This window comes from Pseudomonas sp. MWU15-20650 (assembly GCF_023242475.1).
Lineage (GTDB): Bacteria > Pseudomonadota > Gammaproteobacteria > Pseudomonadales > Pseudomonadaceae > Aquipseudomonas.
This window is the reverse complement of sequence record NZ_JALJFG010000044.1, coordinates 23,449-41,533: the sequence shown is the minus strand read 5'-3', so window position 1 is coordinate 41,533 and position 18,085 is coordinate 23,449. Positions and strand designations below refer to the sequence as shown.

The 18,085-nt window shown below is 59.5% G+C and carries 21 protein-coding genes; 9 read left to right on the top strand and 12 right to left on the bottom strand.

Going from position 1 to position 18,085, the window contains the following annotated elements; all coding sequences use genetic code 11:
• Window positions 1-61: 61 nt before the first annotated feature.
• The 7 genes from M5B43_RS24605 to M5B43_RS24575 form a co-directional block, all read right to left on the bottom strand.
• Window positions 62-571 (bottom strand): hypothetical protein, encoded by a 510-nt coding sequence (locus M5B43_RS24605; RefSeq protein WP_248752500.1) that lies wholly within the window; start codon window positions 569-571, stop codon window positions 62-64.
• Window positions 572-703: 132 nt separating this feature from the next.
• Window positions 704-2,104, bottom strand: coding sequence for an MFS transporter (locus tag M5B43_RS24600; protein ID WP_248752499.1), 1,401 nt, complete (start codon window positions 2,102-2,104; stop codon window positions 704-706).
• A 123-nt stretch (window positions 2,105-2,227) separates the two neighbouring features.
• Window positions 2,228-2,521 (bottom strand): hypothetical protein, encoded by a 294-nt coding sequence (locus tag M5B43_RS24595; protein ID WP_248752498.1) that lies wholly within the window; start codon window positions 2,519-2,521, stop codon window positions 2,228-2,230.
• 439 nt (window positions 2,522-2,960) lie between these two features.
• Entirely contained in the window at window positions 2,961-3,593 is a 633-nt protein-coding gene (locus M5B43_RS24590; RefSeq protein ID WP_248752497.1) for a glutathione S-transferase, read from the bottom strand.
• A 409-nt stretch (window positions 3,594-4,002) separates the two neighbouring features.
• The gene (locus M5B43_RS24585; RefSeq protein WP_248752496.1) at window positions 4,003-4,149 is read right to left on the bottom strand and encodes a hypothetical protein; all 147 of its coding nucleotides are present in this window, start codon (window positions 4,147-4,149) and stop codon (window positions 4,003-4,005) included.
• A gap of 252 nt (window positions 4,150-4,401) precedes the next feature.
• The gene (locus M5B43_RS24580; protein ID WP_248752495.1) at window positions 4,402-4,641 is read right to left on the bottom strand and encodes a DUF6124 family protein; all 240 of its coding nucleotides are present in this window, start codon (window positions 4,639-4,641) and stop codon (window positions 4,402-4,404) included.
• Window positions 4,642-5,126: 485 nt separating this feature from the next.
• Window positions 5,127-6,158, bottom strand: a complete 1,032-nt coding sequence (locus M5B43_RS24575; RefSeq protein ID WP_248752516.1) for a LacI family DNA-binding transcriptional regulator — start codon at window positions 6,156-6,158, stop codon at window positions 5,127-5,129.
• Between the two features lie 213 nt (window positions 6,159-6,371).
• Between M5B43_RS24575 and M5B43_RS24570 the strand changes: the two genes are divergently transcribed.
• The gene (locus tag M5B43_RS24570; RefSeq protein WP_248752494.1) at window positions 6,372-6,905 is read left to right on the top strand and encodes a gluconokinase; all 534 of its coding nucleotides are present in this window, start codon (window positions 6,372-6,374) and stop codon (window positions 6,903-6,905) included.
• 84 nt (window positions 6,906-6,989) lie between these two features.
• A complete protein-coding gene (locus tag M5B43_RS24565) occupies window positions 6,990-8,342 on the top strand; it encodes a GntP family permease (protein WP_248752493.1) in 1,353 nt (450 codons plus the stop codon).
• A 332-nt stretch (window positions 8,343-8,674) separates the two neighbouring features.
• Here the strand turns inward: M5B43_RS24565 and alaC are convergent, their stop codons facing one another.
• Window positions 8,675-9,892 (bottom strand): alanine transaminase, encoded by a 1,218-nt coding sequence (gene alaC / locus M5B43_RS24560; RefSeq protein ID WP_248752492.1) that lies wholly within the window; start codon window positions 9,890-9,892, stop codon window positions 8,675-8,677.
• 195 nt (window positions 9,893-10,087) lie between these two features.
• Here alaC and M5B43_RS24555 point away from each other — a divergent pair, with 195 nt between their 5' ends.
• On the top strand, window positions 10,088-10,570 hold the full coding sequence (locus M5B43_RS24555; protein ID WP_248752491.1) for a GyrI-like domain-containing protein: 483 nt from the start codon (window positions 10,088-10,090) through the stop codon (window positions 10,568-10,570).
• Between the two features lie 55 nt (window positions 10,571-10,625).
• Here the strand turns inward: M5B43_RS24555 and M5B43_RS24550 are convergent, their stop codons facing one another.
• Entirely contained in the window at window positions 10,626-11,126 is a 501-nt protein-coding gene (locus M5B43_RS24550; protein WP_248752490.1) for a GNAT family N-acetyltransferase, read from the bottom strand.
• 146 nt (window positions 11,127-11,272) lie between these two features.
• Here M5B43_RS24550 and M5B43_RS24545 point away from each other — a divergent pair, with 146 nt between their 5' ends.
• From M5B43_RS24545 to M5B43_RS24530, 4 genes are read left to right on the top strand one after another with little or no spacing between them, the layout of a single operon-like run.
• Window positions 11,273-11,692, top strand: coding sequence for a nuclear transport factor 2 family protein (locus M5B43_RS24545; RefSeq protein ID WP_248752489.1), 420 nt, complete (start codon window positions 11,273-11,275; stop codon window positions 11,690-11,692).
• Between the two features lie 41 nt (window positions 11,693-11,733).
• Window positions 11,734-12,078, top strand: coding sequence for a YciI family protein (locus M5B43_RS24540; RefSeq protein ID WP_248752488.1), 345 nt, complete (start codon window positions 11,734-11,736; stop codon window positions 12,076-12,078).
• 34 nt (window positions 12,079-12,112) lie between these two features.
• Window positions 12,113-12,589 (top strand): SRPBCC family protein, encoded by a 477-nt coding sequence (locus M5B43_RS24535; protein ID WP_248752487.1) that lies wholly within the window; start codon window positions 12,113-12,115, stop codon window positions 12,587-12,589.
• Window positions 12,586-13,809 (top strand): RNA polymerase sigma factor, encoded by a 1,224-nt coding sequence (locus M5B43_RS24530; protein WP_248752486.1) that lies wholly within the window; start codon window positions 12,586-12,588, stop codon window positions 13,807-13,809. The genes M5B43_RS24535 and M5B43_RS24530 overlap by 4 nt, the downstream gene beginning before the upstream one ends.
• A gap of 94 nt (window positions 13,810-13,903) precedes the next feature.
• Here the strand turns inward: M5B43_RS24530 and M5B43_RS24525 are convergent, their stop codons facing one another.
• Window positions 13,904-14,758: a LysR family transcriptional regulator gene (locus M5B43_RS24525; protein WP_248752485.1), complete on the bottom strand. Its 855-nt coding sequence runs from the start codon at window positions 14,756-14,758 to the stop codon at window positions 13,904-13,906.
• Between the two features lie 88 nt (window positions 14,759-14,846).
• Here M5B43_RS24525 and M5B43_RS24520 point away from each other — a divergent pair, with 88 nt between their 5' ends.
• A complete protein-coding gene (locus tag M5B43_RS24520; RefSeq protein WP_248752484.1) occupies window positions 14,847-15,287 on the top strand; it encodes a multidrug/biocide efflux PACE transporter in 441 nt (146 codons plus the stop codon).
• Between the two features lie 82 nt (window positions 15,288-15,369).
• Here the strand turns inward: M5B43_RS24520 and M5B43_RS24515 are convergent, their stop codons facing one another.
• Window positions 15,370-16,128 (bottom strand): SDR family oxidoreductase, encoded by a 759-nt coding sequence (locus M5B43_RS24515; protein WP_248752483.1) that lies wholly within the window; start codon window positions 16,126-16,128, stop codon window positions 15,370-15,372.
• 106 nt (window positions 16,129-16,234) lie between these two features.
• Here M5B43_RS24515 and M5B43_RS24510 point away from each other — a divergent pair, with 106 nt between their 5' ends.
• The gene (locus M5B43_RS24510; protein WP_248752482.1) at window positions 16,235-17,131 is read left to right on the top strand and encodes a LysR family transcriptional regulator; all 897 of its coding nucleotides are present in this window, start codon (window positions 16,235-16,237) and stop codon (window positions 17,129-17,131) included.
• Here the strand turns inward: M5B43_RS24510 and M5B43_RS24505 are convergent.
• Complete coding sequence (locus tag M5B43_RS24505) at window positions 17,128-18,045, bottom strand: LysR family transcriptional regulator (RefSeq protein WP_248752481.1); 918 nt, start codon at window positions 18,043-18,045, stop codon at window positions 17,128-17,130. The two genes, M5B43_RS24510 and M5B43_RS24505, sit on opposite strands and share 4 nt — an antisense overlap.
• Between the last annotated feature and the right edge of the window lie 40 nt (window positions 18,046-18,085).

Genomic DNA, 18,085 nt, shown 5'->3' with positions numbered 1-18,085 from the left:
ATCCGATGATCCAACGGTGTGAGGGCGCGTGCTCCCTCACACCTCTATTTTGCGCAGTGGGTTAGATCGCGGCCAATGTTTCTTTCACCGACTGCGCCGGATCAGTGGCTTTAGCCGCTACCTGCTGCTCTTGTTGTTGCTTCACACGGTCAGCCACTTGCTTGGCAATCGCGTCCTGTTTTTCCTGCGGCATGGCCTGTACTCCTGCTTCGGTCAACCCCTGCTCCTTGAGCAGTTGTTCGCGAATGCGTTCGGCTGGGCTCTTGCTCATGGAGTCGGTGAAGTCGGCACGGGCGGTGCTGGTCGTTGAACCGGACGCAGGCACACCCGTGGTTGCCGTGGTCGCCGCCGTGGTGGCTTGCAATTGCACACGGGTCTTGGCGAAGGCTTCGTCGATACGGTCGTTGGCTTTGTCCAGGTCCTTCTGCGCGGCCGGTACCGTGACGCCTTGCTGTGCGGCCTGCAGGGCACCGCTGTACAGCGTGCTGGCGGCGGCGTTGGCCGGGTCCATGTCCGGGCGCTTGAGCTGTTGGACGGTCGATACGGCTTGGGTGTTGTTGTTAACCAGCATGGTCGGTCACCTGTGGAAATCGTCGGTGCGACAGCTGGAGCAATTAGCGTGCCGGGCGCGATACCCCGTGTTTATTGGAGATGGCCTGGCCGTCACGGCAAAGCTTGTCCCGTCGACGGCCAACCGTTGCCGTCAGTGGGCGATATTTTCCAATGCCAGGTTACGCGTACGCGGCCCGAACGCACTGATGGTGACCATCACGATCAACATGCTGCTGCCAATAAATGCCAACACGCCCGGCGTGCCCAGGTGTTCGAGGATAAAACCGATCAACAGGCTGCTGAATACCGTGGACAAGCGGCTGAACGAATAGCAGAACCCCACCGCCCGCGCGCGGATATGGGTGGGGAACAATTCGCTTTGATAAGCGTGATAGCTGAAGCTCAGCCAGGCGTTGCAGAAGGTGATCATCACCCCACAGGCCACCAGCCCCACCGCCGTGGTTTGCAGGGCGAACAGGCTGCCGAAGATCATCGCGCCCAGGGCGGAACCGACGATCTGCCATTTGTTTTCAAAGCGGTTGGCCACTTTTACAAACAGCAACGGCCCCAATGGGTAGGCAAGGGTGATGATAAAGGCGTACATCAAACTGTGGGTCACGCTGACGCCCTGGCCCGACAGCAGCGCCGGCAACCAATTGCCAAAGCCGAAAAAGCCGATGGCCTGAAACACATGGAACACGATCAGCATCAAGGCGCGGCGGCGGTACGGCGGTTGCCAGATGTCGGCGAAGCGGCCGTTGCCTTGCACGCTAATGGCTTCGGGTTCTGGTGCATCCAGCGGTTTACCGTGATCCTTCAGGCAGCGTGCCTCCAGGCTGTCCATGATCTGCCCGGCTTCCTCAACGCGGCCTTCCTGCGCCAGCCAGCGCGGTGATTCCGGCAGGCGCTTGCGCAACTGCCAGATGAACAGTGCGAACACCGCGCTCGTCAGTACCACCCAGCGCCAGCCGGAGATCCCGAACGGTGCCTGGGGCACCAGCCACCACGACATCAAGGCCACTGCCGGCACCGACAGAAACTGGATGAAAAACGCAAAGGCAAACGCCGAACTGCGCATGCGCTTGGGTACCAGTTCCGAAAGGTAGGCGTCGATGGTCACCAGCTCGATGCCAAGGCCGATGCCCACCAGAAAACGCATGCCGATGATGCCCAGGGCAGACGTTTGAATGCCCATCAGTACCGTGGCCACGGTGTACCAGACCAACGCGAAGGTGAAGATCGCCCGGCGCCCGAAGCGATCAGCGATGGGGCTGAGCAGGCTGGCGCCGAGGAACAGGCCCAGGAACGTCGCCGAGGCGAACGCGGCCTGGTCCGAGAAGCCGAACACGCCCTCATTGCCGGTATGAAAAATCCCGTCACTGATCAGGCCAGGGCTGATATAGGCGGTCTGGAACAGGTCATACAGCTCGAAAAAACCGCCGATGGAGAGCAACGCCACCAGGCGCCAAATAGTGGCGACGGCGGGCAGGCGGTCGATGCGGGCGCTGATGTGGGCGGCTCGGTGGGGGGCGAGGGTGTCTGAGGTCGACATGAGGCAGCTTCCAGGGGGCGATGACCTGGAATCTTAGCTGGCTAACGGGAGCCGCTGCTGGTGAAGTTGCTTGCGACATAGGCCGGCTCTCACATCAGGAGGGAGCCGGTGGATATTGAGCATTCAAGTATCCAAACCTGTAACATTAAATGTGTATTTGAACTCCTGGCAGACACCGGCTACGGTTGCAGTGAAAGTGCCAGTTCCAGTCAAGTGCTGGGCGCCTTCGATAAAAGTGGCGCTGTAGGAGCCGCTTTCTGCCTCGTGAACACGAGTGGTGTTCCCTGTTTGGTGGGAGTAGGAGGAAAAAGGAACATTCCCTTCAGGATCGAAATCTCCTGTGGAGTCGCCAGGTTTGAATTTAATGCCGAGCGAGATGCCGACTGATTCTTTTGGGTCGGAAGTGCTGATGTGCAACCGTCCTCGTAGATAAAGTGCGTCTCCATAGTCAAATTGGTAGAAGGTAACATCGTCTGCAATGAAGTTGCCATATATCGATTTTTCTACTGTTATGGGCCTGTAGATAGTTTGTGTTTCGGTTTTATAAATAACATTGTCTAGCCCTCGCTGTACTTGTTTTTTAGCGGTGAGCGTTGAGGGTAAGGCGGGGTGAATAGAGCGTCAACTGTCAAGGTTGACAGTGTGGTCTGCTGCGTTGATCGTTTATTATGGTGGGTTTGATGCGTATGGGTGTGCCACTTAAAATTAAGTTTTCGCCATTTGTTAGTAAGTTCATTTAACTGATTTTTGTAATGATTAATAAAGGCTTTTAATCAAGCTCAAGCGCTTCAGCTTGTTGGCAAAAGACCCGCAATGATCAAGTCGAGTGATCCGGGTCTTTATAATTTTTGCGTACTTAGTTATGGCCGTCGAGGGCGAACATCTGGAAACCGCTATGCTGGCTGAGCCGCTGATAGTAGGCGGCAATGGCGGGGTAGGGTGGACGCTCCATGGGGGACACCTGCCAACGATGCACCGAGAGGCCGATAAGTATATCGGCGAGTGTGAAGTCATCGCCGGCCACATAGGCGCCTGTTTTAATCAACTGCTGCTCCAGAATGCCCATTTTATCGTTCCAGGATTGTACTGCTGCGGCGATCTGCGTTGCATCCAGGCCGTCCGGATTATTGCGCACCAGCGCGGTGAATGCGTCGCCCCAAGCACGGTTGAGTTCGACGGCTTGCCAGTCAATCCATTGCTCGACGCGGGCCCGTGGTGCTGGCTCGATGGGTAGGAGGTCATGGCGCTGATAGAGGCCGACAAGGTAGCGACAGATGGTATTGGACTCCCACAGTACGCCATGGTCGTCGATCAGCACCGGCACCTGAGCGTTGGGGGTCAAGGCGAGGAAATCGGGGGATTGAGTGGGCTTGAAGCCTATGCCCCAGTCTTCGCGCACATAGTCGATGCCCAGTTCCTGGCAGGTCCACAGTACTTTGCGCACGTTGATGGAGGAGGTGCGGCCCAGGATTTTCAGTGAGTGTGCCATTGAGCTTCCCTGCGATCATGAGTGACAGGGGTAATTTACCAGACGTTTGGGAGCTATAGCGAGGTTGGGCAGAGGTCAGAAAAGGCAAGCACCTGCCTGACCAGGCGCAGTGCTGCCTTCAAGTGGATGGTGGTGTGAGCGGTTATTCAGGAGCATTGAAATCGTTAATGTAGTACACGCCACTTTCGACGGTAATAATGTCGTTTGGGTCGTCGGCGTTGGCGGCTTCGAAGGCAAATTTTGCATCAAGGATATTGTTTTCGTTGTTGACGATTTCAAATGTTCCCGAGATGGCCGGATATTGATACAAGCCTCCATTCGGATTAGGCTTGTTATAAATAACTTGAACATGTTCCTGCTTTTTTGAATGGGAAAGTTTATAGGTGCCTGCTACGAGGTTTTTATCTATTTAAAATGCAATAAAATGGCTGTCCTGTATGAACGCCAGTGTGGTGTTTTTTGTGCCGGGGAAGGTGTTTAAGTGGAGAATGTTGTGAGAATCAAAACTCTGGTTAGCCTCTTTTAGGAAACCAGTGATTTTATTGGGCAAATTCATGATGAATCTCCTTGAGAACAATGAGCAAACGAGGGTGCTGCGCCTAATATTTAGGCCGCATACACAGTGCGGGTCTACTGTCATTTATGACAGTTTTATGTGTCGACTGACGAGTGGTTGCGTACATTGACGACCGCCTGTTGAAAGGAGAGGGCGATTTGGTCGACTCTCGTCTGTCCTCCAGGTTGGGAAATACGGGAGGCTGCCTTAGATCAGACTGATGTGCTTATTGGCCCGAGCCTCCCCTTGCTACTAGGCCAGCGGTACTTGCTGGTCCATGGCTTTGCCCACCAGCAATACGCTCAGCTCGCTCAATTGATGAATGGCCAGGGCCACATCGCGATGTTTACCGGTGAGTTCATCGGACAGGTCAAGCAGCAGGGTGCTGACGCAGCAGACGGTTTCGTAGCTGTTGGCCAGTAGGGTTTCGGTGGAGATATCGGGGATGAGCGTGAAGAGGGTGGTTGGCGGCGTATCGATTTGTTTGATCATTAGAGCATCCAGGAATGGGCTGCCGCCGTATCGCTACTAAACGAGGGTGGCAACTGTACGCAGGTTAGTAGACCGGTGGACACTCAAAGCCGGCGCACCCGAAAGTGCCCTACGCACAGCCGCCATTAACGCGGGCAGACTTATGCACTTAGAGTGACCGAACTCGGGCTACTAAACCCGATCACCGAGAAATTCAGCGACCGTCAAACCTTAGAGACCGCCACCGAGGCGCACAAGCCGGCGGATTCTGACGTAAGCGTAGGCAGCGGAGCAAGGCGCTTACTGCAATGTCAGGCACTTCCTACAGGCGTCCCACAGCGCTCTGACTGCTCTTACACGATTACGTAGGAATTCTGAGTTTCAGGTGGTTCAGTTAGAGATTGATTGACTGACCCACCGCCTTCGCGAGCAAGCCCGCTCCCACAGGGGATCTGTGCCAGGTGCTGATTCTGTGGACACCACATTGATTGCGTTCAGCTCGACGCTCAGGTGCTCTCGCGCACCTGCAACTCAAACCCCATATCCACCACCGGCTTGGCGATCTTGTTGCCTGCCATGATCGTCAATAAATGCTCCGCCGCCCGCCGGCCAATGGCTTCGCGGGGGGTGCTGATGCTGCTCAAGCGCGGCACCATGAACGAGGAGGCGGGCAAGTCGTTGAAGCCCAGCACCGCCACTCGCTCCGGCACCTTGATGCCATGGCGCAGGGCCTCGAGCAACGCACCCTGGGCCAGGTCGTCGTTGCCGAAGAAGATGGCATCCACCTCCGGGTGGCTGGCCAGTAACTGCAAGAACAACTCGCCCCCCAGGCCCACGGACGAGGGGCGCGGTGTGAGTAACTCCAGCGCCGGGTCGTACATGCCGGCCTGCTGCAAGGCCCGGCGGAAACCTTCGCCCCGCAGCAGCGTACGTTGGTCCAGCTGCGCGCCGATATAGGCCAGGTGCTTGCGCCCACGGGACAGCAAGTGCGCCGCTGCCGTTTCACCTGCGTTCAATTGCGAGAAACCTACGCAGTTCACACCGGCGTTGGGGTCCAGGTCCATCATGTACACGCAGGGCACATTGCTGGTCTCGACCATCCGTCGTGCGCTTTCGGTGCGGTCAAACCCGGTCAGCAGTAAACCCCGTGGCTGGTAGGCCATGTAGTTACGCAGCAGGTTCTCTTCTTCGTCGCGTGAATAGTGGGAGTTGCCGATCAGCACTTCAAAGCCCTTGGGCCGCAGCACCTGGTGGATGGCTTCCAGGGTTTCGATAAACAGCAGGTTGGACAACGACGGCACCAGCACCACCACCGAATGGCTTTGGGCCGAGGCCAGGGCGCGGGCGGCGGGGTTGACCACGTAGTTGAGTTCGGCGGCGGCGTGCTGCACCTTTTCCACCAGTTCGGTGGCCACGGTGCTAATGCCACGTAGTGCGCGGGAGGCGGTAATCGGGCTGACGCCGGCCAGGCGGGCGACTTCATTAAGGGTAGGGCGGCCCGTTGTGCGGGTATTTTTATCGTTCTTGGAGGTCATCAGGCGGCTTGCCAAACAAAAATCGAGGCACTAAGGTAGCGCTGTCTCCAAAAGGCTGCAAATTCTTGAACGTTGGGTTGCCTGATCCTGTTCAAACCGTTGGGGCGGATGCACGCGTCACTCCATAAAAAAAGACAAGTTGGCGCGGGAAAAGCCTGTTTTTGCACTAGCCTTACAGCGTGCAAAGGTAGCGCTATCTGCGTCCTGAGGTGTTTCATGAGTCAACCTGTTACCGCCCTGGTCATCATGGGTGTTTCCGGCTGTGGCAAGTCCAGTGTCAGCGCAGCCTTGTGCCGCTTGAACGGCGCCACCGCGATTGAAGGCGACAGCTTTCACCCCGCCGCCAACATTGAAAAAATGAGCGCTGGCCACCCCCTCAACGATGATGACCGTGCCGGCTGGCTCGATATCCTCTGCGATGAACTGCGCCGCTCGCTCAAGGCCGGCGAACATCCGGTGCTCACCTGTTCAGCCCTGAAAAAGAAGTACCGCGACCACCTGCGCGAAGCCGCGCCGGGCCTGGGCTTTGTATTTCTGGAACTGACCCGCACGGTGGCCGCCGATCGTGTGTCCCATCGCCCCGGCCATTTCATGCCGGCGAGCCTGATCGACAGCCAGTTCGCCACCCTTGAGTCACCGGTGGGCGAGCCGCTGACCCTGGCGCTCAACGCCAGCGAAGACAGCGTCGAGGCGTTGGCCAAGCAGGCCCATGCCTGGTGGCTCCAGCACGGCTTTGAACCTACTCACTGATTTTTTGCCGGAACAGATAGCGCTATCCCCGGCGAAAAATTCAACACCCGCTTTAATAACAACAACAAACAGGAGAGACCCCCCATGTTTGGCATGTCCCAAGAGTCTTATCTGCTGCTAGATGCAGTGGTCACTATCATCGGGCTGATCTTCTTGATCACCAAGTTCAAGGTCCACCCGTTCATTGCACTGATCATCGCGGCCGGCTTCCTCGGCCTGACCTCGGGCATGCCCGTGGACAAGATCATCAAGGCGTTCCAGGACGGTTTCGGCGGGGTGCTCGGCTTTGTCGGCATCATCCTCGCGCTGGGCACGATGCTCGGCAAGATGATGGCTGAATCCGGCGGCGCCGATCAGATTGCCCAGACCCTGATCCGCGCTTTCGGCAAGGAAAAGGTCCAGTGGGCCATGATGTTTGCCGCATTCCTGGTGGGCATCCCGCTGTTCTTCGAGATCGGCTTTGTGCTGCTGATCCCGCTGGTGTTTATCGTGGCGCGCCGTACTGGCGTGTCGCTGATCAAGATCGGCATCCCGCTGCTCGCCGGCCTGTCGGCGGTACACGGCCTGGTGCCACCGCACCCGGGCCCGCTGCTGGCTATCGGCGTGTTTGGCGCGGACATCGGCAAGACCATCCTGTACGGCCTGATTGTCGCGCTGCCGACCGCCATTATTGCCGGCCCGATCTTCGGCACGTTTATCGCCAAGTACATCCCGGGTAACCCGTCCCAGGAACTGGTGGATCAACTGGCCCGTGAGCCAGAGTCGAAAAACCTGCCGAGTTTCAGCATTACCTTGATCACCGTGCTGCTGCCGGTGTTTCTGATGCTGCTCAAGACCTTTGCTGATGTCGCGCTGCCGGACGGCCACGCCATCCGCAACTGGATGGACATGATCGGCCACCCGATCACCGCGCTGCTGCTGGCCTTGCTGCTGTCGCTGTACACCTTTGGCCATCGCCAGGGCATCCATTCCAAGCAAATCCTCAAGCTGCTCGACGCCAGCCTGGCACCGACCGCCGCGATCATCCTGATCATCGGCGCCGGCGGTGGTTTCAAGCAGATGCTGGTGACCAGCGGCGTGGGTGATGTGATCGGCCATATGGCGGTCAACGCGCAGATCAACCCGATCCTGCTGGCCTGGCTGGTCGCAGCGGTGATTCGTGTGGCCACCGGTTCTGCCACCGTGGCGACCATTACCGGTGCCGGCATCGTGGTGCCGGTCGTCGGGATGATTCCGGGTGTGAATCGTGAACTGCTGGTGTTGGCGACAGGGGCGGGGTCGTTGGTGTTGTCTCACGTCAACGATGCGGGGTTCTGGCTGGTCAAGCAGTACTTCAACATGACCGTGGCCGAGACGTTCAAGACCTGGACGGCGATGGAGACCATTCTGTCGGTGGTGGCGCTGATCTTCATCATGCTGCTGTCGTTGGTGGTCTGACAGGCACACCGCCAAACAAATGTGGGAGGGGGGCTTGCTCCCGATAGCGGTGGATCAGCCAGCTTGTTCTTAGCTGACCCACTGCAATCGGGAGCAAGCCCCCTCCCACATGTTGACCGAGTCAGGCGCCGGTTTTTGGTACTCGCCCATCTGATGCATGGGGCTGGCCGGTCAAGCAGTACTTTAGCATGCAGCTGTCGTTGGTGGTCTGACAGGCACACCGCCAAACAAATGTGGGAGGGGGCTTGCTCCCGATAGCGGTGGAGCAGCCAGCTTGTTCTTAGCTGACCCACTGTAATCGGGAGCAAGCCCCCTCCCACATGTTGACCGAGTCAGACGCCGGTTTTCGGTACTAGCCCATCGGCCCTGAACATCCCGCGAATCCCCCGTACTGCCTGGCGGATCCGGTCCTGGTTCTCGATCAGTGCAAAGCGCACATGGTCGTCGCCGTACTCACCAAAGCCGATCCCCGGTGACACACACACCTTGGCTTCCAGCAGCAGTTTCTTGGCAAATTCCAGCGAGCCCAGAGCGGCATACTGCTCGGGAATCTTGGCCCAGACGTACATCGACGCCTTCGGGTTCTCCACCATCCAGCCCAGCTCGTGCAGGCCCTTGACCAGCACGTTGCGGCGCTGGCGGTACTGCTCGGCGATGTCCTTCACACACTGCTGATCGCCTTCCAACGCCGCAATGGCGGCGACTTGCAGCGGGGTGAACGTGCCGTAGTCGTGGTAACTCTTGATCCGTGCCAAGGCGTTGACCAGTTCCGGGTTGCCGACCATGAAACCAATGCGCCAGCCGGCCATGTTGTAGCTCTTGGACAGGGTGAAAAACTCCACCGCAATGTCCTTGGCGCCAGGTACCTGCATGATCGACGGAGCTTTCCAGCCGTCGTAGACGATGTCGGCGTAGGCCAGGTCGTGGACCACCAGCACGTCGTACTGTTTGGCCAGGGCAATCACCCGTTCGAAGAAGTCCAGCTCCACGCACTGCGCGGTCGGGTTGGAGGGGAAGCCCAGGATCATCATCTTTGGCTTGGGGATCGAGCCACGAATCGCCCGCTCCAGCTCGGCGAAGAAGTCCACACCGGGCACCAGCGGCACCGAACGTACCTGGGCGCCGGCAATCACGGCACCGTAGATATGAATCGGGTAGCTCGGGTTGGGCACCAGTACGGTGTCGCCCTGGTCCAGGGTGGCCAGCATCAAGTGCGCCAGGCCCTCCTTGGAACCGATGGTCACGATGGCTTCGGACTCAGGGTCGATATCCACCTCATAACGGTCCTTGTACCAACGCGAAATCGCCCGGCGCAGACGCGGAATGCCTTTGGAGGTGGAGTAGCCGTGGGTGTCTTCACGCTGGGCGACAGTGACCATTTTCTCCACGATATGGGGAGGCGTGGCACCGTCAGGGTTACCCATGCTCAAGTCGATGATGTCTTCGCCGCGCCGACGCGCAGCCATCTTCAGCTCGGCAGTGATATTGAAAACGTAAGGGGGGAGTCGATCTATGCGCGCAAAGCGGCGCGGCGAACCTTGATCTGCCATTGTTGCCTCGGAGTACGTAAGCGCCCGGAACCGTCCGAGCGACGTCGGCCACTGCGGTGGCCTGCGGGGCAGACAATACGGTCGATAGTGGCCAGTTGTCCAGATGCACACGGAAATATTCTGAATGGAGTACCGCGCGGATATGCCCCTATACTCGATGCGGGTTTGTTCCCTCATAAGAAGGAGACTGTTCAGATGGATCAGCAGACAAGACAACCGTTTGAGCCGCGCATGGAAGCCGGCAAGGCCCTGGTGATCGCCGGAGTACAAGGGCGTTATTCGAAAGCCACCGTGGGCGACATTCCCAAGCTGTGGGAATTGTTCGACACCTGCATCAAGGACATCAAAAAACGTGTCGGTGGTGTGACCTACGGCGTTTGCCACAACCCCAGCCATGGCGAGTTCGATTACATGGCAGGGGTAGAAGTCCGGAGCAAGAAAGAGGTACCGAACAACTTCGAAGTCATTGAAATTCCGCCGCTCAATTACGCGGTGTTCCCGCATCACGGGCCTGTGCAGGCGCTGGAGCAAACGTACGAGCGCATCATGTTCGAATGGCTACCGCATTCGGGCTACAAGGTGATGGGGGCGGACTTCGAGCGCTATAGCGCGGATTTTGATGCGAAGAAGGGCACGGGGACGGTGGAGATCTGGTTGCCGGTCGGAGAGCGGGGCTGAAGCTGCAGCCAATGTCACGTAGACAGGCACGTGTGAACGTCCCGTCTATGTGACATTACCGTTGTGGATTGAACACCTGGCTCAACCTGCGCTCATACCCCCTTCGGCCCTTATACGCCTCCCCGCTGTCGACCCACCCGGCCGCCAGATACAGCCCCATCGCCGCCACATTGTCGGTGTCTACCGACAATTCCAGCCCCGTGACCTGTGGCCACGCCTGCAATGCCACCGCCGGCAGCGCCTGTAAGCAGGCTTTGCCGAATCCACGCCCTTGCTGCTGCCGATCCACCTGCAATGCATGCAGCGTGGCACTGTGTTCATCGGCCCAGTGGGGCAGGCACGGCGGGCGTTTGAGCAGCAGGAAGGCCACGGGCAGGTCATCGGCGAGCAGGGCGAAGCCTTTGATCGCGGTGGGGTGGGGATTGACCAGCAGGCTGTTCAACGCGCAGTAGATATCACCGGAATACGCCAGTTGCTCGGGATGCACTTGCAGCAGGTCGAGCTGCTGTTTTTGCACAGTGCTTAGCGTCTCATAGGGGACTAGACGAGTTTCCATCGAGAGCGCATCCAAAATCCTACAAAGGGGCGTGGATTCTAGCGGGTTTCCGTGGGCGAAATTATTTTTCAACGCGGTGTCGATTTCCCCAGAGGCCATTCGACTAAGGGTGTCTGTTGTGATTTTCCACCCCACGGAGTATCGCCATGAGCACTGCAATCAACACCTTGATCGAACAATGGAAGCAAGCCGTTGTTTCTCGCAATATCGACAAGATTGTCAGCTTTTACGCCGACGATATCGTCTCGTTCGACGCCGTGACCGCGCTGCAATTCAAGGGCAAGGCTGCCTACCGTGCGCATTGGGAGGCGTGCATGAAGCACTGCCCCGGCCCGGGTATCTTCGAGTTTCATCAATTGCGCATCGTACAGGCCCAGGAGAGCGCATTTGCCCACTGGCTGGCCCATTGTGGTGGCGCTGGGCCAGACGGTGTGGTCAAGGCGTGCTGGATGCGCGTGACCGCCGGTTACCAGCGCATCGATGGCCAATGGAAAGTGGTACACGAGCACTGGTCGGCACCTTTTGACATGGAAAGCGGCACCGCGCTGTTCGACCTGAAACCTTGATCGCTGCGAACTATAGTCAGTAGTCCGAAACGGAGAACGTCATGAAATACCTGTGCCTGATCTACAGTAACGAACAGGTGTTGCACACCTCACCGGACAGCCCTGAAGACCCGGAATGCTTAGCCTACGCGCAGTCCATCAAGGCCAGCGGGCGGATGCTCGCGGCCGAACCGCTGGAGTCCGTGACCACTGCCACCACGGTGCGCATGCGCAATGGCAAGCTGTCGATCACTGACGGGCCGTTTGCCGAAACCAAGGAGCAACTCGCCGGGTTTTACCTGATCGAGGCCAAGGATTTGAACGAAGCGCTCCAGGTGGCCGGCGGTATTCCGGCGGCCCGGGTCGGCAGTGTGGAAGTGCGCCCTGTGCGCCAATTGAATCTCTGAACATAACAACCCTAAGACGCCAGGAGGTTTAACCGTGAAGACTCAACCCGCCGAATTTGAACTGTCCATCAGCCGCTTGATCGATGCGCCCCGCAGCCGGGTGTTTCGCGCCTGGACCGAGCCCGCGTTGCTGCAACAGTGGTGGGGGCCGCATGGCATGACCACGCCTGAGTGCGAAATGAACCTGTGGGTCGGTGGTCTGTTTCGCACCCTGATGCGTGCGCCGGATGGCAGCGAGTACCCGACCCAGGGCGTGTTCCTGGAAATCGACGCGCCCAACCGCCTGGTGTTTACCGATGCCTTTACGCCGGGCTGGATGCCTTCGGGCAAACCCTTCATGAGCGCCGAGGTCACCTTCGAAGAGGTCGACGGCAAGACCCTCTACACCGCCCGCGCCATGCACTGGAGTGCTGAAGACAAACAAGCCCACGAAGCCATGGGCTTTCACGACGGCTGGGGTCAGAGCCTGGATCGCCTGGTGACGCTGGTGACCCAGGGCATGGTCGATTGACGTCTTCGATCGAGGCGGTTTACCGCAGTGAATCGCGGCGCGTACTCGCGACGCTGATTCGCGTGCTCGGTGATTTCGATCTGGCCGAAGAGGCGTTGCACGAGGCGTTTTTCGTCGCCGTGCAGCGCTGGCCCCACGAGGGTGTACCGGATAATCCGCGGGCCTGGCTGGTGTCGACCGGCCGCTTCAAAGCCATCGACCGCTTGCGTCGCCAGGCGCGTTTTACCCCGTTATTGCAAGAGCAGGCTGACGCGCTGGAAGCGGCGGACTGGAGCGTAGAGGACGTGGAAGACGACCGCTTGCGCCTGATCTTTACCTGTTGCCACCCGGCGCTGGCGGCCGACGCCCAGGCGGCGCTGACCTTGCGCGAGATCTGCGACCTCACCACCGAGGAAATCGCCCACGCGTTTCTTGTCACGCCCACCACCATCGCCCAGCGTATCGTGCGCGCCAAGGCCAAGATCCGTGAAGCGAACATCCCCTATCAAGTGCCGTCTCTGGCCGAGTTGCCCGAGCGGCTCGACAGCGTATTGCGCGTGATTTACCTGGTGTTCAACGAAGGTTACTCGGCCTCCTGGGGCGAGGACCTGACTCGGGAGGACTTGACCCGCGAAGCCATTCGCCTGGGGCGCTTGCTGACGGAATTGTTGCCGGAGCCGGAAGTCACCGGCCTGCTGGCGCTGATGCTGCTGCACGAATCGCGTCGCGCGGCACGCACTTCAGCCTGTGGTGAGTTAGTGCTGTTGCATGAGCAAGACCGCACGTTATGGGAGGCTTCCTTGATTGCCGAAGGCTGCGCCCTGGTAGAGCAGGCGCTGACCACTCGGCGCTTTGGCCCCTATTGCCTGCAAGCGGCGATTGCGGCGGTACACGCCGAGGCGCCGAGCGAGGACGACACGGATTGGCGGCAGATTGTCGGGCTCTATGACGTATTGCTCACGCAGATGCCCTCGGCGGTGATCGAGTTGAACCGTGCCGTGGCGGTGGCGATGTGGCAAGGCCCGTTGGCCGGGTTACAGGGGGTAGACCGTATTTTGCTACGGGAAGAGTTGTTGGATTACCACTTGGCGCATTCTGCGCGTGGGGAGTTTTGTCGGCAGTTGGGGCGGGTTGAAGAGGCGCGTGCGGCGTACGAAAAGGCCCTGTCACTGACCCAGCAAGCCCCGGAACAGCGCTTCCTCGAGCGGCGCCTGGCCGAGCTCGACGCCCCCAAGCAGTGACAAATAACCACTGGGAAGGGCCTTGCCACAGGTTACCGGTTGCTCGCTCTAGCGCTTAACTGACGGACATTAGGGCTTCATTGTTCCCACAGGCTCATTCGAGCATCTTGCCCAGCAACCAACTCCCCGCCGGCCCTGGCGGATGTTGCCGCGACCACAGTGCATCCACGGCCACCGAGCGTGGCCAACTGCGGGCCTTGAGTTCGACCAGTTGGTCGCCACCAAAACGCTCCACCAACCATCGCGGAATCGGTGCCCAGCCGAAACCCAGTTGCGCCATTTCCATCAGCATCAGGTAGCTGGGGGCCGACCACACCCGTCCGCTGGCGCGCGTTTCATTCGGATTAATGATGCTCGCCAGGCGCAGTTCGCGGTGTTGCTGCAAGGTGTGTGCGGGGATGTTTTCCAGGCTGGCCAGCGGGTGTTTGGGCGCGACGAACAGCGCGATTTCCGTGCGCTCTTCTACTGGCGCGCTGGTCAGGTCGGGAGGGTAGGTGTCTTGTTTCTCGATAAATGCAATCTGCGCCCGGCCGCTTTGCACCAGGTCGATCAGGTCGTCGCATTCGGCGATCAGGCATTCCAGTTCCAGATCCGGATGGCGCTGTTCAAAGGCTTTGAGGGCAACTTCAAAGCGGTCGGACTGGTAAGTATCGGACATGGCGATCGTCAACTTGGGCTCCAAGCCCAGTGACAGCTGGCTCGCCGCCAGTTCCAGGCGACTGCTGGCTTCCAGTACCTGTTCGGCCCGTTGCAACAAGACATGGCCTGCCGGGGTGAGCGTTGGCTTGCGGCTGCTGCGGTCAAACAGCACCACATCCAAGTCGATTTCCAAGCTTGCCACCGCCGCGCTGACGGTGGACTGACTCTTGCCCAGTTTGCGCGCCGCGGCGGAAAACGAGCCTTGCGTAGCTGCCTGGACAAACGCCTGCAGCACTTCGTTTGAGGCCATTACTATCGCCTTTGTCGATGGTTATTAGTTATGAAGTATCGACTCGGGGCGTGATCATGGCAACCATCGTCACTCACGGAGCCCGGTTATGACCCCTACCAAATCCACCACTGAACGTGTTTTCCAAGCCCTCGGTTTCGAAGGGCTGGCCTTGTTGATCTGTACGCCGTTGCTGGTCTGGATCACCGGCCGACCGGCCCTGGAGATGGGCGCGGTGACCTTGGGCATCAGCTTGCTGGCGCTGACCTGGAACGTGGTTTTCAACAGCCTGTTCGACCGTCTCAAAGCACGCCTGCAGTTGGCCGGTGGCGGTTGGACCCGGGTGGTGCACGCGCTGCTGTTCGAAGGTGGCCTGATCATCCTGGCGGTGCCATTGATTGCCGCGTTGATGAAGATCAGCCTGCTGGATGCGTTCATCCTCGACATCGGTGTGCTGCTGTTCTTCCTGCCGTACACCTATGTGTATCACTGGGGGTATGACGTCATTCGGGAAAAAATCGTACAGCAAGGTGTGCCTGGCCAAGCGTGAGGGCCGCGACCCAACGAAAAACGCCCGCGGGGGGCGGGCGAACATCGTGACGGGAGACGTCAATGAGGCTGGTGCAGAATCCCTACAGGAACATACCGCCCGACGCTTCGATACGCTGGCCGGTGATCCAGTTGCTGCCATCGGCCAGCAAGGTCGAAATCGCCCCGCCAATATCGTCCGGCAAACCGGCGCGGCCCAGGGCGGTGTTGTTGGCCACCATCGCATTCACATCCGCGTTGTCGCGCACCGCACCGCCGCTGAAGTCGGTAGCGATCGCGCCCGGCGCCAGGGTGTTGACGGTAATGCCTCGCGGGCCCAGCTCCTTGGCCTGGTAGCGCGACAACACTTCCACTGCACCTTTCATCGACGCGTACGCGGCATAACCTGGCAGGCTGAACCGCGCCAGGCCACTGGAAATATTGATGATGCGCCCGCCATCGCTGATCAGCGGCAGCAGTTTTTGCGTCAGGAAAAACGGTGCCTTCAGATGGATCGCCACCAACTGGTCGAACTGGGCTTCGGTGGTTTCGGCAAAGCTGGCGTGGGCGCCGATCCCGGCGTTGTTGATCAGAAAGTTGAAGTGGTCTTGTGCGAAAACATCCTTGAGCAGCGTGCCGACTTGGCCGACGAACGCATCGAAGGTTGCGCTCTGGCTGACGTCCAGTTGCAGCATGGCGGCGCGGCCCCCCAGCGCTTCCACTTGGGCAACCACCGCTTGGGCTTCGCCCGCGGCGCTGTGGTAGGTGCCGATGATGTCAACGCCTTGCGCGGCCAAGTGCAGCGCGGCGCTTTTGCCCAGGCCACGGCTGGCGCCGGTGATGAGTGCGATTTTACGGGTCATGGAGCAGTCCTCAGGTGGGGTGATTGGGACTGAGTGTATTTGTCCGCCAATAACGTGATAAACAGCGCTATACCGGAATCACTGCCCGGATAAGGCGAACAATCCCATGAACAAGCTTGAGCTGTTGCGCACCTTCGTGCGCGTCACTGAGTTGTCGAGTTTTACCCAGGCTGGCGAAAGCCTGGGCTTGCCGCGCTCCACGGTGTCCGAGCATGTGCAGGCGCTGGAAGAGCTGCTGGGCGCGCGGTTATTGCAACGCACCACGCGCAAGGTGCAGGCGACCCAGGACGGCCGTGTGTTGTATGAACGCAGCAAGGATCTGCTGGCGCATATGGAGGAGCTGGAGGGCTTGTTTCGCCAGGATGAGACCCAATTGGCCGGGCGCATACGGGTGGATATGCCCAACGTCATGGCGCGGGGGTTGATCTTGCCGCACTTGCCCACGTTCATGGCGCGCCATCCCCTGATCGACATGGAAATCAGCAGCTCGGACCGCCAGGTGGACCTGATCGCCGAAGGTTTCGACTGTGTCGTGCGCGTCGGTGCCCAACCCGACCAAACCGTGGTGGCGCGACGGGTGTGCAGCATGCCGATGGTTAACTGCGCGAGCGCGGCGTATCTGCGACGTTATGGCGTGCCTGAGACGTTGGCTGACCTGGCCAATCATCAATTGGTGCATTACGTACGGCCGCTGGGCGCACGCTCGGCAGGGTTTGAGTACATGGCCGGCAGCAAAGTGCAGCGGTTACCGATGGCAGGAAGGGTGACCGTCAACAGCACCGATGCGTATCAGTCGGCGTGCCTGGGGGGATTTGGCATCACCCAGGTGCCCCAACTCGGGATACGCGACTTATTGGCCAGCGGCGAGTTGGTGGCCGTGTTGCCGGACTACCAGGCGCCGCCGCTGGACGTGTCGTTGCTGTACGCCGGCCAGCGGCATTTACCATTACGGGTGCGGGTGTTCATGGACTGGCTTGCCGCGACCCTGCAAGCCCATCTTTAGCGCCGCGCCGACAACTGCTGTGGCGCCAGGAACGCATCGTGGAAGTAATCCCGGAACGCTTGCATCGCCGGGGTAAACCCGCGCTCGCGGTGCCAGGCCAGGCCGACGCTCATGGGCGTCACCGGGTCGGTCACGGTCAGCGTCTCGATACGCTTGCCTTCCAGGGACCAGGGCCGGTGCACCAGGTCCGACAAAATCGCCACGCCGCTGCCATTGGCAACCATGCTGCGCACGGCCTCCACCGAGCTGGTGCGCAGGCGCACCTTGGGTGTTTGCCCCGCCTGTTCCCAGTAGCGCATGGCGCTGTGCTCGGCTTCATCGACGGTGAGCAGGATGTAGGGTTCCCGAGCCACATCGGCCAGGCTCACGGCACCGCGTTCGCATAACGGGTGATGGCTGGGCAGCCACAGGCGGCGTTCGGAATTGAAGAGGATTTCCGAAACGATGTCCGGATGGGTGAGGTTGGCGGTGAGCACCACGGCCATGTCGAACTGGCCATCGAGCAGGCCGTGTTCGATGGCTTGGCGTTCCTGCTCGAACACCTCGATGGTCACGTCCGGGTGCCAATGCTCCATGCGCTGCAAATGGTGCGGCAGGAAGTAACCCAGCACCGTATAGCTGGCCGCCAGCCGCAGCGCGCCGCTGGCACGATAGTCGGGCAGCGGGCTGTTCAGCGCATCCTCCACGCTGCGCACAATCACATAGGCGCGGTTGAGAAAATGCCGGCCGGCGTCGGTGAGGTTCATGCCCTGGGCCGAGCGCACGAACAACTGCACGCCAAGCATCGCCTCCAGTTCCTTGATGGCGGTGGTGACTGCCGATTGGGAGATGTTCAGGTGAATCGCCGCCTGGGAAATCTGGCCGATTTCGGCAGTGGCGACGAAGTAGCGAACCTGGCGCAAGGTGAGAGACATCGACTACTCCAGCCATCTGATTTTCAGAAGATGGGCTATC

Coding starts and splice junctions, on each gene's coding strand:
- M5B43_RS24580 (WP_248752495.1), bottom strand. CDS start 4,641: ATGATCAAACAAATCGATACGCCGCCAACCACCCTCTTCACGCTCATC.
- M5B43_RS24505 (WP_248752481.1), bottom strand. CDS start 18,045: ATGTCTCTCACCTTGCGCCAGGTTCGCTACTTCGTCGCCACTGCCGAA.
- M5B43_RS24570 (WP_248752494.1), top strand. CDS start 6,372: ATGAGTCAACCTGTTACCGCCCTGGTCATCATGGGTGTTTCCGGCTGT.
- M5B43_RS24600 (WP_248752499.1), bottom strand. CDS start 2,104: ATGTCGACCTCAGACACCCTCGCCCCCCACCGAGCCGCCCACATCAGC.
- M5B43_RS24510 (WP_248752482.1), top strand. CDS start 16,235: ATGAACAAGCTTGAGCTGTTGCGCACCTTCGTGCGCGTCACTGAGTTG.
- M5B43_RS24550 (WP_248752490.1), bottom strand. CDS start 11,126: ATGGAAACTCGTCTAGTCCCCTATGAGACGCTAAGCACTGTGCAAAAA.
- M5B43_RS24605 (WP_248752500.1), bottom strand. CDS start 571: ATGCTGGTTAACAACAACACCCAAGCCGTATCGACCGTCCAACAGCTC.
- alaC (WP_248752492.1), bottom strand. CDS start 9,892: ATGGCAGATCAAGGTTCGCCGCGCCGCTTTGCGCGCATAGATCGACTC.
- M5B43_RS24520 (WP_248752484.1), top strand. CDS start 14,847: ATGACCCCTACCAAATCCACCACTGAACGTGTTTTCCAAGCCCTCGGT.
- M5B43_RS24590 (WP_248752497.1), bottom strand. CDS start 3,593: ATGGCACACTCACTGAAAATCCTGGGCCGCACCTCCTCCATCAACGTG.
- M5B43_RS24515 (WP_248752483.1), bottom strand. CDS start 16,128: ATGACCCGTAAAATCGCACTCATCACCGGCGCCAGCCGTGGCCTGGGC.
- M5B43_RS24540 (WP_248752488.1), top strand. CDS start 11,734: ATGAAATACCTGTGCCTGATCTACAGTAACGAACAGGTGTTGCACACC.
- M5B43_RS24545 (WP_248752489.1), top strand. CDS start 11,273: ATGAGCACTGCAATCAACACCTTGATCGAACAATGGAAGCAAGCCGTT.
- M5B43_RS24565 (WP_248752493.1), top strand. CDS start 6,990: ATGTTTGGCATGTCCCAAGAGTCTTATCTGCTGCTAGATGCAGTGGTC.
- M5B43_RS24555 (WP_248752491.1), top strand. CDS start 10,088: ATGGATCAGCAGACAAGACAACCGTTTGAGCCGCGCATGGAAGCCGGC.
- M5B43_RS24525 (WP_248752485.1), bottom strand. CDS start 14,758: ATGGCCTCAAACGAAGTGCTGCAGGCGTTTGTCCAGGCAGCTACGCAA.
- M5B43_RS24585 (WP_248752496.1), bottom strand. CDS start 4,149: ATGAATTTGCCCAATAAAATCACTGGTTTCCTAAAAGAGGCTAACCAG.